Source organism: Streptomyces sp. NPDC001493, from assembly GCF_053597235.1.
In genome coordinates this window covers 1-13,375 of the sequence record NZ_JBSFHV010000035.1, presented here as the reverse complement: position 1 = coordinate 13,375, position 13,375 = coordinate 1, and the positions used below count along the sequence as shown (strand labels likewise).

11 protein-coding genes and 2 pseudogenes are annotated in these 13,375 nt (G+C 72.8%); 9 read left to right on the top strand and 4 right to left on the bottom strand.

Annotated elements, in window-relative coordinates; all coding sequences use genetic code 11:
• Positions 1-3 precede the first annotated feature (3 nt).
• The gene (eboE, locus tag ACWCWD_RS33340; protein ID WP_450778773.1) at positions 4-1,188 is read left to right on the top strand and encodes a metabolite traffic protein EboE; all 1,185 of its coding nucleotides are present in this window, start codon (positions 4-6) and stop codon (positions 1,186-1,188) included.
• Positions 1,185-2,585, top strand: a complete 1,401-nt coding sequence (locus ACWCWD_RS33335) for an alkaline phosphatase family protein (protein WP_450778771.1) — start codon at positions 1,185-1,187, stop codon at positions 2,583-2,585. Before eboE ends, ACWCWD_RS33335 begins: the two co-directional genes overlap by 4 nt.
• A gap of 46 nt (positions 2,586-2,631) precedes the next feature.
• Here the strand turns inward: ACWCWD_RS33335 and ACWCWD_RS33330 are convergent, their stop codons facing one another.
• Both ACWCWD_RS33330 and ACWCWD_RS33325 read right to left on the bottom strand, forming a co-directional pair.
• Positions 2,632-3,537, bottom strand: a complete 906-nt coding sequence (locus ACWCWD_RS33330; RefSeq protein WP_450778769.1) for an NAD-dependent protein deacetylase — start codon at positions 3,535-3,537, stop codon at positions 2,632-2,634.
• Between the two features lie 44 nt (positions 3,538-3,581).
• Positions 3,582-3,812, bottom strand: a complete 231-nt coding sequence (locus tag ACWCWD_RS33325) for a hypothetical protein (protein WP_450778767.1) — start codon at positions 3,810-3,812, stop codon at positions 3,582-3,584.
• 180 nt (positions 3,813-3,992) lie between these two features.
• Here ACWCWD_RS33325 and ACWCWD_RS33320 point away from each other — a divergent pair.
• From ACWCWD_RS33320 to ACWCWD_RS33305, 4 genes and pseudogenes are all read left to right on the top strand, one after another.
• Positions 3,993-5,325: pseudogene (locus ACWCWD_RS33320) on the top strand (sensor histidine kinase).
• A gap of 1 nt (position 5,326) precedes the next feature.
• The gene (locus tag ACWCWD_RS33315; RefSeq protein ID WP_450778862.1) at positions 5,327-5,986 is read left to right on the top strand and encodes a response regulator transcription factor; all 660 of its coding nucleotides are present in this window, start codon (positions 5,327-5,329) and stop codon (positions 5,984-5,986) included.
• Between the two features lie 128 nt (positions 5,987-6,114).
• Positions 6,115-7,083 carry a CPBP family intramembrane glutamic endopeptidase gene (locus ACWCWD_RS33310; RefSeq protein WP_450778765.1) on the top strand — a complete coding sequence of 323 codons (969 nt, stop codon included), beginning with the start codon at positions 6,115-6,117 and terminating at the stop codon, positions 7,081-7,083.
• 252 nt (positions 7,084-7,335) lie between these two features.
• Positions 7,336-8,028 carry a class E sortase gene (locus ACWCWD_RS33305; protein WP_450778763.1) on the top strand — a complete coding sequence of 231 codons (693 nt, stop codon included), beginning with the start codon at positions 7,336-7,338 and terminating at the stop codon, positions 8,026-8,028.
• Positions 8,029-8,409: 381 nt separating this feature from the next.
• On the opposite strand, the pseudogene ACWCWD_RS33300 reads toward ACWCWD_RS33305, so the two are convergent.
• Positions 8,410-8,736: pseudogene (locus tag ACWCWD_RS33300) on the bottom strand (MFS transporter); the annotation flags it as partial.
• Between the two features lie 18 nt (positions 8,737-8,754).
• Positions 8,755-9,375: a TetR/AcrR family transcriptional regulator gene (locus tag ACWCWD_RS33295; protein ID WP_450778761.1), complete on the bottom strand. Its 621-nt coding sequence runs from the start codon at positions 9,373-9,375 to the stop codon at positions 8,755-8,757.
• A gap of 276 nt (positions 9,376-9,651) precedes the next feature.
• Here ACWCWD_RS33295 and ACWCWD_RS33290 point away from each other — a divergent pair, with 276 nt between their 5' ends.
• From ACWCWD_RS33290 to ACWCWD_RS33280, 3 genes are all read left to right on the top strand, one after another.
• Positions 9,652-10,449: an alpha/beta fold hydrolase gene (locus ACWCWD_RS33290; RefSeq protein ID WP_450778759.1), complete on the top strand. Its 798-nt coding sequence runs from the start codon at positions 9,652-9,654 to the stop codon at positions 10,447-10,449.
• A gap of 119 nt (positions 10,450-10,568) precedes the next feature.
• Positions 10,569-11,951 (top strand): FAD-binding oxidoreductase, encoded by a 1,383-nt coding sequence (locus tag ACWCWD_RS33285; RefSeq protein ID WP_450778757.1) that lies wholly within the window; start codon positions 10,569-10,571, stop codon positions 11,949-11,951.
• Between the two features lie 145 nt (positions 11,952-12,096).
• Positions 12,097-12,651, top strand: a complete 555-nt coding sequence (locus ACWCWD_RS33280; RefSeq protein WP_450778755.1) for a chorismate mutase — start codon at positions 12,097-12,099, stop codon at positions 12,649-12,651.
• Positions 12,652-13,375 lie beyond the last annotated feature (724 nt).

Below are 13,375 nucleotides of genomic sequence, written 5' to 3'. Positions count from 1 at the left end.
CCCATGCGCTTCCGGCATCCCGACGGCACCGTCGTCCACCTCGCGTACTGCACCAACGTCCACCCCGCCGAGACACTCGACGGAGTCCTCGCCCAGCTCCGCGACCACTGCGAACCCGTACGCCGCCGCCTGGGCCTCGACCGCCTCGGCATCGGCCTGTGGCTCGCCAAGGACGCGGCCGAGGCCCTCGTGACCGACCCCGCCGCGCTCCGCGGGCTGCGCCTCGAACTCGCCCGGCGCGGTCTCGAAGTCGTCACCCTCAACGGATTCCCGTACCAGGGATTCGGTGACCAGGAGGTCAAGTACCGGGTCTACCAGCCGGACTGGACCGACCCCGAACGGCTCCGGTACACCCACTCGCTCGCCCGCGTCCTCGCCGCGCTGCTGCCCGACGACATCACCGAGGGCTCCATCTCCACCCTGCCGCTCGCCTGGCGCACCCCCTGGGACGACCGGCGCGCGGACGCCGCCCGCACCGCCCTGCGCACCCTCGCCGAACGCCTCGACGCCCTGGAGGAAGTGACCGGGCGTTCCATCCGGATCGGCATGGAACCCGAACCCGGCTGCATCGTGGAGACCACCGCGGACGCCATCGCCCCGCTCACCGCGATCGCCCACGACCGCATCGGCGTCTGCGTCGACACCTGCCACCTCGCCACCTCCTTCGAGGACCCCGGCACCGCCCTGGACGCGCTCACCCGGGCCGGCGTCACCATCGTCAAGTCCCAGCTCTCGGCCGCCCTCGACGCCGGCCGCCCCCGGCTCCCCGAGGTCCGCCGGGCCCTCGCCGCGTTCGACGAGCCCCGCTTCCTCCACCAGACCCGCAGCAGGCCGCGCCCCGGTGCGGCGGCCACCGGCCCGCGCGGCACCGACGACCTCGCCGAGGCGCTGAACGGCGGCACCCTGCCCGACACGGACCCCTGGCGCGTCCACTTCCACGTCCCCCTGCACGCCGCCCCCGCCGCGCCCCTCACCTCCACCCTCCCCGTCATGGAGTCCGCCCTCGCCCGCCTGGTCGGCGGCCCCCACCCGCTCACCCGCCACCTGGAGGTCGAGACCTACACCTGGCAGGCCCTGCCCCCCGAACTGCGCCCCCGCGACCGGGGCCGGCTCGCCGACGGAATCGCCGCCGAACTCGACCTCGTCCGCGACCTGCTGAGCGACCTCGGCCTGAAGGAGCTGCCGTGAACGACGAACCCACCGGCCCGAACCCCACCCCCCTGCTCGTCCTGGACGTCGTCGGCCTCACCCCGCGCCTGCTGGAGCACATGCCGCACCTAGCGGCCCTCGCCCGCACCGGCTCCCGCGCGAACCTCGACACCGTGCTGCCCGCCGTCACCTGTACCGCCCAGTCCACCTTCCTCACCGGCACCACACCCGCCGAACACGGCATCGTGGGCAACGGCTGGTACTTCCGCGAGCTCGGCGACATCCTCCTGTGGCGCCAGCACAACGGCCTCGTCACCGGCGACAAGCTGTGGGACGCGGCCCGCCGCACCCACCCCGGCTACACCGTCGCCAACATCTGCTGGTGGTACGCGATGGGCGCCGACACCGACATCACCGTCACCCCCAGGCCCGTGTACTACGCGGACGGCCGCAAGGAACCCGACTGCTACACCCGGCCCCCCGCACTCCACGACGAACTCACCGCCGAACTCGGCACGTTCCCCCTGTTCCACTTCTGGGGGCCCGGCGCCGACCTCGTCTCCAGCCGGTGGATCGCCGACGCCACCCGGCACATCCTGCGCACCCGCACCCCCGACCTCGCCCTGTGCTACCTCCCGCACCTCGACTACGACCTCCAGCGCTACGGCCCCGACGACCCGCGCTCCCACCGCGCCGCCACCGAACTGGACGCCGTGATCGCACCGCTGCTGGACGACGCCCGCGCCGAGGACCGCACCGTCGTGGTCCTCTCCGAGTACGGCATCACCCCCGTCGACCGCCCCGTCCACATCAACCGCGCCCTGCGCCGCGCCGGACTGCTGGAGGTGCACACCCAGGACGGCATGGAGTACCTGGACCCGATGGCCTCCCGCGCCTTCGCGGTCGCCGACCACCAGATCGCCCACATCTACGTAAACCGCCCCGAGGACCTGGAGGCCACCCGCGCCGCCCTCGCCGGCCTGCCGGGCATCGACGTGCTCCTCGACGACGAGGGCAAGAAGGCCCACCACCTGGACCATCCCCGCTCCGGCGAACTCGTCGCCCTGGCCGAACCGGACTCCTGGTTCACGTACTACTACTGGCTCGACGACGCCCGCGCCCCCGACTTCGCGGCCCTCGTCGAGATCCACCGCAAACCCGGATACGACCCGGTCGAGCTGTTCATGGACCCGCTCGATCCCTACGTCAAGGTCAAGGCCGCCACCGCGCTCGCCCGCAAGAAGCTCGGCATGCGCTACCGCATGGCGGTCGTACCCCTCGACGCCTCACCCGTACGCGGCAGCCACGGCCGCCTCCCGGAACGCGACGAGGACGGCCCGCTCCTCATCTGCTCCACCCCCGACGCGGTCGGCGACCGCATCGCGGCCACCGACGTGAAGTCCCTGCTCCTCGCCCTGGCCGGCCTGCCGCGGTGACCTCCCGTACCGGGGCCGGCACCGCACGGCTCGCCGGCCCCGGGAGTCAGTGGGCCCCGGCGGCCCCGTCGTCGACGGCGATCCCCAGCCGGCCCGCCACGGCGGTGAGGGCGGGCCCCAGCGGGAGCGCGACGCGGGTGACGGCATGGGTGTCGCCCCGCGTCGCGTCCCGGTTGACGATCAGCACCGGTTTCCGCTCCTCGGCCGCCTGGCGCACGAACCGGAGACCGGACATCACCGTCAGGGAGGACCCGAGGACCAGCAGCGTCGACGCCTCACGGACCATCGCCCGGCAGCGCGCCACCCGCTCCGCGGGCACGGCCTCGCCGAAGAACACCACGTCCGGCTTGAGGACGCCGCCGCAGACCGCGCAGGGCACCACCCGGAAGTCCACGACCTGCTCGTCGGTGAGGTCGGCGTCACCGTCCGGATTGAGGCCGGCGGCCACCGGCGCGAAGCCCTCGTTGGCCTCCTCCAGCCGGGCGGCGAGTTCGCGGCGCGCGCCGAAGGTGCCGCAGGAGAGGCAGACGACCCGGTCCAGGCTCCCGTGGAGCTCCACCGCGTCCCGGCTGCCGGCCGCCTGGTGCAGGCCGTCGACGTTCTGGGTGATCACACCGGAGACCAGACCGTGCCGCGCGAACGCGGCCACCGCCCGGTGCCCCGCGTTGGGGCGCGCCCGGCCGAACGTACGCCACCCGAGGTGACTGCGCGCCCAGTAGCGCCGCCGGGCAGCGGCGTCGGCGGTGAACTCCTGGTAGGTCATCGGGGTGTGCCGGCTCAGGCTCCCGCCGTCCCCCCGGTAGTCGGGAATGCCCGACTCCGTGGAGATGCCCGCCCCGCTGAGCACCAGCACACCGCCGGCGGTCAGTGCCTCGGCGACCGGAGACGGATCCGTGGTTCCGGGCGGCAGGTCTTCGGGCGGGGTCCAGGTCAGAGTGGGACGCATGCGCATGCTCCCAGATTACGGCGGCCCCGAACGGCGGGTCCCGGGGCCGGTCACCGGCGCCGCCGCCAGTCCACGACCAGGGCGCCGACCCCGGCCGCGGTGATCAGCCCGCACACCAGATGGGTGCCGAGGGAGGCACCACGGTACGAAGCCACCGTGTTGACCACCGCGGCGGCGACCGCGACCACCCACAGAACGGCGCGGATGAGATCGTTACGCGTGACGCCGCCCCGCTGCGCCGGGACGGCGGTGCGGGTGCGGGCAGGATCGACATCGGTCATGGGAACTCCCTGGTTGCGTCCGTGGTAAGGGTCCGTGACCGAAACTACGGACCCACCGGCCCGAGGCCGATCCCGCGTGCGCCCGGCCCGTGGTGGTGCCTGCTGTACCGCCCGCCACGCGGGCGGGCGCGTACGCTCCGCACGCGTCACCGGGAACTCCGGAGAGGTGTGCCGACGGACATGGGTGTGGGGGCGGGGGCCGAGGTGGAAGCGGAGCGCGCGACGACAGCGGGGGCGTGGGCCGGGACGGACGCGGAGCACGCGACGGGCGCGGGATTCGGAGCAGCCGTCGCACGAACCCTGCGCGCGGGGGGCCGGGCACTCAAGCAACTCGTCGGCGGGCTCGGTACGGCCGTCGCGGCGCTGGCCCTGCTGGCCCTGCTGGTCGTCGCGGCCGTGACCGCACCGATCGGGCTCGGGCTGCTCCTCGCCGCGCCCACGCTGCGCGCGGTGCGCCTGCTCGCCGACCGGAAGGGCGGAGCGCGGACGGCTCTCCCGGTGGGGCCCGGAAGTGGTCGCCCCCGGACCTCCACCGACCGGGCTGCGGCTCGCACTCCTCGATCCGGTCACCCACCGGGAGCTGCGGTGGCTGACCCGGCACGCGACCGTCGGACTGCTGCTGGGACTCCTCGGCGTGTGGCTCCCCGCCTCCGCCGTACGCGACACCGCCTTCCCGCTGTACTGGCCCTTCGTTCCCGCGGACTCGTCCGCCACCGCCATGGGGTACGGAACCGCCGACTCGTGGCCCGACGCCCTCTCCGTGGGCCTGCTCGGCATCGGCTGGATCGCCATCGTCGTGGGCCTGTTCCCCGCCATGGCACGGCTTCAGGCACGCTCCGGCCGACGCCTGCTGTCGGCCGGCTCCGACCTCGACCTGTCGCTCCGCGTCGCGGAACTGACCGCCACCCGCGCCGCGGCACTCGACGCCCACACCACCGAACTGCGCCGCATCGAGCGGGCGCTCCACGACGGCACGCAGAACAAGCTCGTCTCGGTCGCCGTGCTGCTCGGTGCCGCCCGCCGCCAAGTGGTCCGCGACCCCGCGGGCGCGGACGAGCTCCTCGAACGCGCCCAGTCCGCCGCGGAGCAGGCACTCGCCGAACTCCGCACGGTCGTGCGCACCATCCTCCCGCCCGTGCTGGACGACCGGGGCCTGGCCGGAGCGCTCTCCGGACTCGCCGCGCAGAGCCCGGCGCCCTGCCGGATCGACGTGGAGACCACCGAACGGTGTCCGGCATCCGTCGAGGCGACGGCCTACTACACGGTCGCCGAGGCCCTCACGAACGTTGCCAGACACAGTGGCGCCCGACAGGCCGTCGTGACCGTCCGCGCCCGCGGCGGCCATCTGCGCCTGACCGTCACCGACGACGGCCGCGGCGGCGCCGACCCGGAGAAGGGGTCCGGCCTCACCGGCATCCGGCGCAGGGTCCTCGCGCACGACGGTACGCTCCACCTGACCAGCCCGGCCGATGGCCCGACCACCCTTGAAGTGGAACTTCCCTGTGGACCGTGACCTGCGGATCGTCATAGCCGAGGACGACCCCCTGCTGCGCGAGGGGCTCGCCCTCCTGCTGCGCGCCGAATCGATGGACGTGGTCGCCACGGCCGCGACCCCCGACGAGGCGCTGAAAGCCATCGAGGAACACCGGCCGGACGCCGCGATCCTCGACGTACGGATGCCGCCCACCCACACCGACGAGGGCATCCGTGTGGCGGTCGAAGCCCGGCACCGCCGACCCGGCCTCCCCGTCCTGGTGCTCTCCGCCTACGTGGAACAGAGCTTCGCCACCCAGCTGCTCACCGGCGGGGTCGGCGGGCTGGGATACCTGCTCAAGGAACGGGTGGGCCGGGTCGAGGAGTTCCTCGAAGCGCTCCACCGGGTGGCTTCGGGCGGCACGGCCATCGACCCCGAGGTCGTGGCCCAGCTCTTCACCCGCACCCGCCAGGACCCCCGGCTGGAACGGCTGAGCCCGAGAGAGCGGGACGTGCTGGCGCTCATGGCCGAGGGCCTCGGCAACGGCGCCATCGCCACCCGCCTCGTCGTGACGGACGGCGCGGTCCACAAGCACATCCGCAGCATCTTCGCCAAGCTGGATCTCGCCCCCACCGACCAGGCGGACCGGCGGGTCGCGGCAGTCCTCCACTACTTGGAGGACACCCGGCGCCGGGCGTGACACCGCCTCGGCGCGGCGACCGGTACAGCCTGCTGTACCTCTGAACGGGTGCGCGCGGCAATGATCCGCGGACGCGCCGCTGATGTGCTGGACCGCGTCACATCAGCCCCGTCCGGAGGGACATCCCGATGCGTTCCCACACCCCTGCCCGCAGCAGCACCACGGCCGGCGACGATCCGGCTGCCGAGGCGCCGCAACCCAGCTGGGCGGACCCGGGGACGGGCCGGTCCAGGCTGCGGGCCGCCCTCCGACGGCATCCCCTGACCTGGTTCTTCTCCCTCGCCTTCGTCCTGAGCTGGCTGGCCTGGACGCCCTACGTCCTGTCCGGCAACGGCCTGGGGGTATGGCAGGCGGCCTTCCCGTCCGTCGGTGGCACCACCCAGGTCCTGGGGGTCCTGCCCGGCGCGTACCTCGGACCGATCGGGGCGGCGCTCCTCGTCACCTGGGCCGTCGAGGGACGAGCCGGACTCCGGGTCTGGCGCGGGAGGATGACCCGGCTGAAGGTGCGCCTGCGCTGGTTCGTCGCGGTCCTCCTCGCGGTTCCGGCCGCACTGACGCTCGCCACCACGGTGGTGGCCGGACGCGCTCCGGTGCTGCCCTCGCTCGCCGTTCTGGCCGCCTACCTGCCCGGGCTCGTCCTCCAACTGGTCACCACCGGCCTCGCCGAAGAACCCGGCTGGCGGGAATTCGCCATGCCCCGCCTGCAGCGCCGCTACGGCCCCCTGACGTCCACCCTCGTCGTCGGCCTGCTCTGGGGCGCCTGGCACCTGCCGCTCTTCCTCACCGAATGGGGCGGCGGCCCGCACGTGGACCCCCTCCGGGTCCTGGAGTTCCTGGGGACCACGCTCGCCTTCAGCTCCGTGATGACCTGGCTGTTCAACCGCTCCGGCGAGAGCATGCCGCTGGTCATGCTGCTGCACACCGGCGTCAACAACTTCTTCTCCGTGGCGTGGCCGTACGTCTTCCCCTCGCTCCCCTCGGACAGCACGACACACGCGTTCCTGCTCTGCTCCACGGTGGCCGCGCTCACCGTCCTCGTCACCACCCGTGGCCGCCTCGGACTGCCGGCGAAGCCGTCGGCCGCGCTCGCGGCCTGAACCCGGCCCGAACCCGGGGGCGGGAGGTACAGCCTGCGTGCGTGCGGCAGGCTGTTCCACCGCGCCCGGCGGACGAACCGCGAGCCCGCTCCCCGATCCACGGTGGCGGGCGAACCGGCGCTTGAGCCGGCCCCGCCTGTCCGGCAGGGCGGGGCCGGACGACCGATGGTCTACTGGGGGGTGCGGGAGCCCCCCGGACATGTCCCGGAGGCGCCCCGCCCTCCCCCTCCTCCTGCCACTACGGGTCCTGCCATGCACCCTTGCCGTGCAGATGTCGTGAGACGAGTTCCCCGCGCCGTCGTCGCTGTCGCTGTCGCTGCCGTCCTGGCCGTCGGCTCTCCCGCGGCGGTCGCGGCCGCGTCCTCCCCGGGCGTTCCCGCCGCGATCGGGCTCCCCGCCTCCTCCGACGCACCGGACGGCAGGACGGATCCGCGCACCGAGATCGCCGCCCTCGCGATCCCGGCGATCGGCGTCGCGGACCTCCGCGTGGTTCCGTACGAGGGCACGACGGACGACACACCCGGTACCCGCATCCAGGACAGGGGAGTGGCCGCGAGCCCGTACGGCAAGGACGGCGGCGTCGGGCCGGGCGAGACCGGGAACTACCTGGTGACGGCCCACCGGCTGTCCGCCGGGGGACCGCTGCGCGACCTCCCGTCGCTCGACAGGGGCGACCGGGTCCTCGTGACGGAGGACGGCACGTTGTACGAGTACCGGATCACCGGAACCCGGGAGACCTCGTTCCGCTCCGCCCGCTCGCTCGCCGAACAGCGGGCCGAGGTGCCGGGCAAGCCCGGCGAGAAACCGACCCGGGCCATGATCACCCTCTCCACCTGCGCCACACCGGAGGACGACGCGGCCGGAAACCACTGGCGCGACGCCCACGACAACCCGGAGCACCGCATCGACAAGATCGGCGTACTGGTGTCCGTGCGCCCGGCGTGAACCGTGAGCCGCGCGCGGCCGGAGCGCCCACCGGGGACACCGCGCTCGGCACCCGGGCGACCGGTGTCGGAGGGCCGAGCGCCGGACTACCGTAAAGGTATGGCCAGAACCGAGCGTCAGAGCAATCGGCAGGCCGACTACGTATGCCCGGCATGTGAGCGGCCCGTCGAGAGCGTGGTCGCACGGCGCAAAACCCTCGGCATCTTCGTACCCCGCTGGGTTCCCGGCCCCTGTCACAACCCCGGCTGTCCCCGGTTCGCGGATGAGCCCGCGACCACTACGAGCCCCTCGAAACGCCACGTACGAGCCCCGCGACGCCCGGAGCCGCGCCCCTTCCACGACGGGAGCCAGTGACCGGGCCACCGTCGGCGACGAGGAGGGCCCGGCATCGGGACCACGACGCCGGCGCCCGGCCACCGGCAGGTTGAGCGTGCGCCGCAGCACGATCGGCGCGACGACCGCGAAGGGGACGCCGACGAACAGGCACCGGCGCCGGCCGGGCCACGAGGTACCGGTGATGACGTCGCCGAGCAGCGGTCCGCCGACAGTCGCGACGGCGAAGGCGGCGCCCGGGTAGCCGGAGTAGCGGCCGCGCCGGCGGGGCGAGATCGTCGCGGCCGGCACGATCTGCCCGAGGGCGGACAGGCCGTCGCCCATGCCCTGGATGGACCGGGCGGTGATCAGAGCGGCGGGGTTCTGCGCGAAGCCACCTGGTGGCAGTGGTTGTTACGGGGCGGAGGTCCGGGGAGTGGCCGGCGGTCTCCCGGCAGGCGGGCCGGTGCGCGCCAGAAGAAGTCCTTCGACGCCCTTCAGGAAGGTCGCGGAGACCAGTTCGGGGTCGAAGAGGCAGCCGGCCGCCATGGCGCCGTCCCTGAGCATGACGAGGTGCCGGGCGGCGGGTGCGTCGCCGGTCCGGGCCAGCAGGTCCGTGACGGTGTTCAGGAACCACTGCCGGTGGGTCAGGACGGCTCGGTGTATCGGGTGTGTGGGGTCGGGGTATTCGGCTGCCGCGTTGAGGAAGGCGCAGCCGCGGAAACCGGGGGTCCGGATGCCGTGGGCGATGGATTCGGCGACGGCCTGGACCGTGCCGACGGCTGACTGGCTGATCGCCCGGGCGGCGGTGACCCGTTCGCGGATCCCCCTGTCGGCTTGATCGAGGTAGGCGAGTATGAGCTCCTCCTTGCCCGCGAAGTGCCGGTACAGAGTGGCCCGGGTCACCTTGGCCTCGGCGGTGATCCGGTCGATGCCGACGGAGTGGATTCCCTCCGCATAGAAGATTCTGGTTGCCGTGCTGAGCAGCCGTGCTTGCGCTTCGGAGGCGCCGGCGCTTTCCGGGGTCGGGTCCATGGCGGCAGGCTAGCAAAAAACAAGATAGAACGTTCGGTCTTGACGAAGTTCCGATCGGGCGCCTTTAATGATGTGACCGAACGTTCTCCTTCGGTGGGTTGCTGCTCGTCGCACCCGGCCGACGGCCTCACGGCCGACGACCGGGTGGCGGACTCAGGTCCGTGCCCGACCCGGGTTCCGAATCAAGTGCCGGTGTCCGGCCCCGTGTTGCCGGGGCCGGAGCTCGGCGTCCAGCCCTCCGCAGTGAGAAGCCACAGCGAATCGAAAGGCCACATCATGCGTGTCCGTATTCCGCGCCGCGTCGCGCTTGCCGTCGGTGCCCTGACGCTGCTCGGTGCCACCACCGCTCCGGGGGTGGCACTGGCGACCGACAAGGGACCTTCCTCCGACAAGCCGACCGTCGTCCTGGTCCACGGGGCGTGGGCGGATTCCTCCAGCTGGTCCTCGGTGATCGAGCGACTGCGCAAGGACGGCTATCCCGTCCGCGCCCTCGCAAATCCGCTGCAGGGACTCACCAGCGACACCGCCTACGTCTCCAGCTACCTGTCCACGATCAAGGGCCCCGTGGTGCTGGTCGGCCACTCCTACGGCGGCGCGGTGATCACCAACTCCGCCGCCTCGGACCCCGGCGTCAAGGCCCTCGTCTACATCGCCGGCTTCATCCCCGCGACGGGGGAGACCGTGGGCGACCTGGCCGCGCAGTCCACACCCGCCATCCCGCTGGTGTCGACCACCGTCCCGGGCGGTACGGACGTGTCCATCGATCCGGACCACTTCCGGGAGGTCTTCGCCGGTGACGTCGACCGGACCACGGCCGCCGACCTGGCGGCGGTCCAGCGGCCCGCCAACACCAAGGCGGTCACCGACGCCAGTACTCAGGAAGCCTTCCGCACCATCCCCTCCTGGAGCCTGATCACCCGTCAGGACCACGCGATCGCCCCCGACCTGCAGCGCTCCATGTCCCAGCGGGCCGGCGCCCACACCGAAGAGGTCAACGCCTCCCACGCCGTCATGGTCAGCCGCCCCGCCGCAGTCACCCGCATCATCGAGGACGCCGCCCGCAGCACCCGGTGAGACACCACTCCGCATGACCGCCTTGCCGGCCGGGGCCGAGGCGTCCGGCCCCGGCCGGCAAGGCCGGCCGAGCGACGCTCCGCACGAATTTTTCTCAAGATCTCCAAGACAGAGGTGTCATGACTGTGACGACACACCAGCAGCTCGGCCGTCTGACCGACGTCCTGCGCCGGACCATCCCTGAAGGGCAGGTGGTCTCCACCGGGCCGGAGTACGACACCGGCCGGCACATCTGGAACGGCGCGGTGTCGGCTCGCCCCGGAGCGATCCTCCGGTGCGCCGATCCGGCCGGGATCGGCACCGCCGTACTGGCCGCGCGGGAGTCCGGGGTCCCTCTGACGGTGCGCGGCGGCGGTCACGACTGGGCCGGGAGAGCGCTGAGCGACGGCGGCCTGACCATCGACCTTTCCGGCCTGCGCCGGGTGAGGGTGGATCCGATGGCGAAGGTCGCCGAGGTGGCGGGAGGGGCCACGGCCGCCGATCTCGTCGCCGCCACCGAGCCGTTCGGCCTGACCGCGGCGACCGGTACCGCCGGCTCCGTGGGCATGGCCGGCCTGACCCTCGGCGGCGGCTACGGGCCGCTCGGCGGCCGCTTCGGACTCGCGCTGGACAACCTCCTGTCCGCAGAGGTGGTGCTGGCCGACGGGTCGGTCGTCACGACCGACGCCGAACGGGAGCCGGACCTGTTCTGGGCGCTGCGCGGCGGTGGCGGGAACTTCGGGGTCGTCACCTCGATGCGCGTACGCCTGCACGCCGTGCCGACGCTGCTGTCCGGCATGGTGCTGTTCGCCTGGGAGCAGGCCGCGGGTGTGCTGGCCGGACTGCCGGACGTCCTGGCCGGGAGCCCGGACGAACTGACCGTTCAGTCCGGTGTTCTGCCCGGCCCCGACGGCAAGCCCGTGGTGTTCCTCTCGCCCACTTGGAGCGGCGACGACCTCGCCGCGGGGGAGCGCGCGCTGGCCCGGCTCGACACCCTCGGCACACCCCTCGTCTCCCGGATCGCGCCGACCACCGTGTCCGGGATGCTCGCGAACGTCGACGCACAGTTCCCCTCCGGCCGGCACGTCGAGATCCGGACGCGTTCCGTACCCTCCCTGACCTCGGGAGTGCGGGACGTGCTGAGCCTCGCGGGCGCCACCCTCACCTCGCCCCACTCGGCCGTCTCCGTGCACAGCCTGCACGGAGCCGCGGCACGCGTACCCGTGACCGAAACGGCGTTCGGCAACCGCGCCCCGCACCTCATGATCGAGATCATCGCGCAGTGGGAGCCCGGCGACACCCGTGCGGCCGGGCACCGCGCCTGGGCCGGCGAACTGGCCGGCGCCCTCGACCCCGACGCGCTGCCGGGCGGCTACCCCAACCTGCTCGGACCGGACGAGCCCGCACGCACCGCGCACGCCTACGGCCCGAACGCCGAACGGCTGCTCACCGTCAAGCACCGGTACGACCCCTACCGCACCTTCAACGCGACCTCCTTGCCGGTCCCGTCCCGAACCCGGTGACGGCCCGTCGACGCGGGCAGACCACTCTCCGCATCCATCCACGGACAACAGAGGCAGACCAGTGAACCTTCGAACCAACACGACCCGCTATGCGGTCATCGCCGGATTTCTTGGAGCCACAACCGTGCTGACCGTTCCTCAGGCCATGGCCACGAGTGATCGTGCGAACACCGGTTCCATCAACGGCACCGTCCAGGCGGCCAGGCCGCTCGGCGCACTCGGTCCTCTGACCGACCTCGTCATCGAGCGGATCCGCGTGAGCGACGACGTGGCGGCGTCCAAGTTCGGAACCGACTCGCCCATCGAGGACCCGGTGCGCGAGGAACAGGTACTGGCGCAGGTCCGCACACAGGCCGACGCCGCCGGGGTGGACCCGGACGCGGCCGTCGCGTTCTTCCGGGACCAGATCACCGCGAGCAAGCTCGTACAGAAGGGCTTGTTCGCCCGCTGGACCGCCCACCCGGAGGAAGCACCCACGACGCGCCCCGACCTCGGCCCGATCCGCGAGCAGCTCGACCGGCTCACCACGGACCTGCTTCAGGAACTCAAGGACACGGAAGAACTCCGGGACGAGCCCGTCGCCTGCACGGTGCAATTGGCCCTGGCCGCCGGGTCCGGGGCAGCCTTCGAGCGGCTGGACACGCTCCACCGCCAGGCACTCAGGACAGCGACACAGTCGGTGTGCCGCTCCGAGGGGTGACCGGACAGCGTCGAGCCTCTCCCGACTTCCCCGGACCAACCTCAGTCGGTCTCTGACAGTTGGTGCAGCCGCCAGAAAATCGGCTGCACCAACGCCTGGGAACTGCGGGAGGAGATCGTGCCACTCGGCTGCAAGGCCGGCTACCAGCGCGTGCGCGCCCACCTGCACGACAGACGCACCTCACCGCGGCCGGGGTCCGCCCCGGCCGCCCGCGCCCGACCGTAGCCGGATGGATCCTCCGCCATCCGGACACCCACACCGAGACCGGGCAACTCCGGCTCAAGACCGTACGGACGCACTGCCCCGAACCCGACGCACTCACCCGGCACGTCGGCTCCCTCGCGACCCTGCTCACTGAGCCCGAGGACGGGCGCCTGCCCGACCTGCCTGATCTGGCCGGCCGAGCTCCGGCTACGTCAGCAGCCGGATGCCGGGCTGCTGAGCCCTTGCTCCGAGGAGTTCCGCCGAACCGTACGCGGCAGGCCACGAGCCGGTCGTCGTGGCGATGACACCGGGGAAGGTCGCGGAGCCGCTGAATCGCCGCGCGGGGGGACGCCCTCCGCCGACTCGATCACCGGAGGAGGCCCGCCGGGGCATGCGTGCCGGTTCGGTCGCACGGGAGTGGCCGGGCGGGAGCACCCGCTCTGGCGTCAGCACCCCGACGGAGAGTCACCGCACTGACGGCGGCCGGTCAGGCGGCGCGGGTCTGCAGGATTCCTTCGAC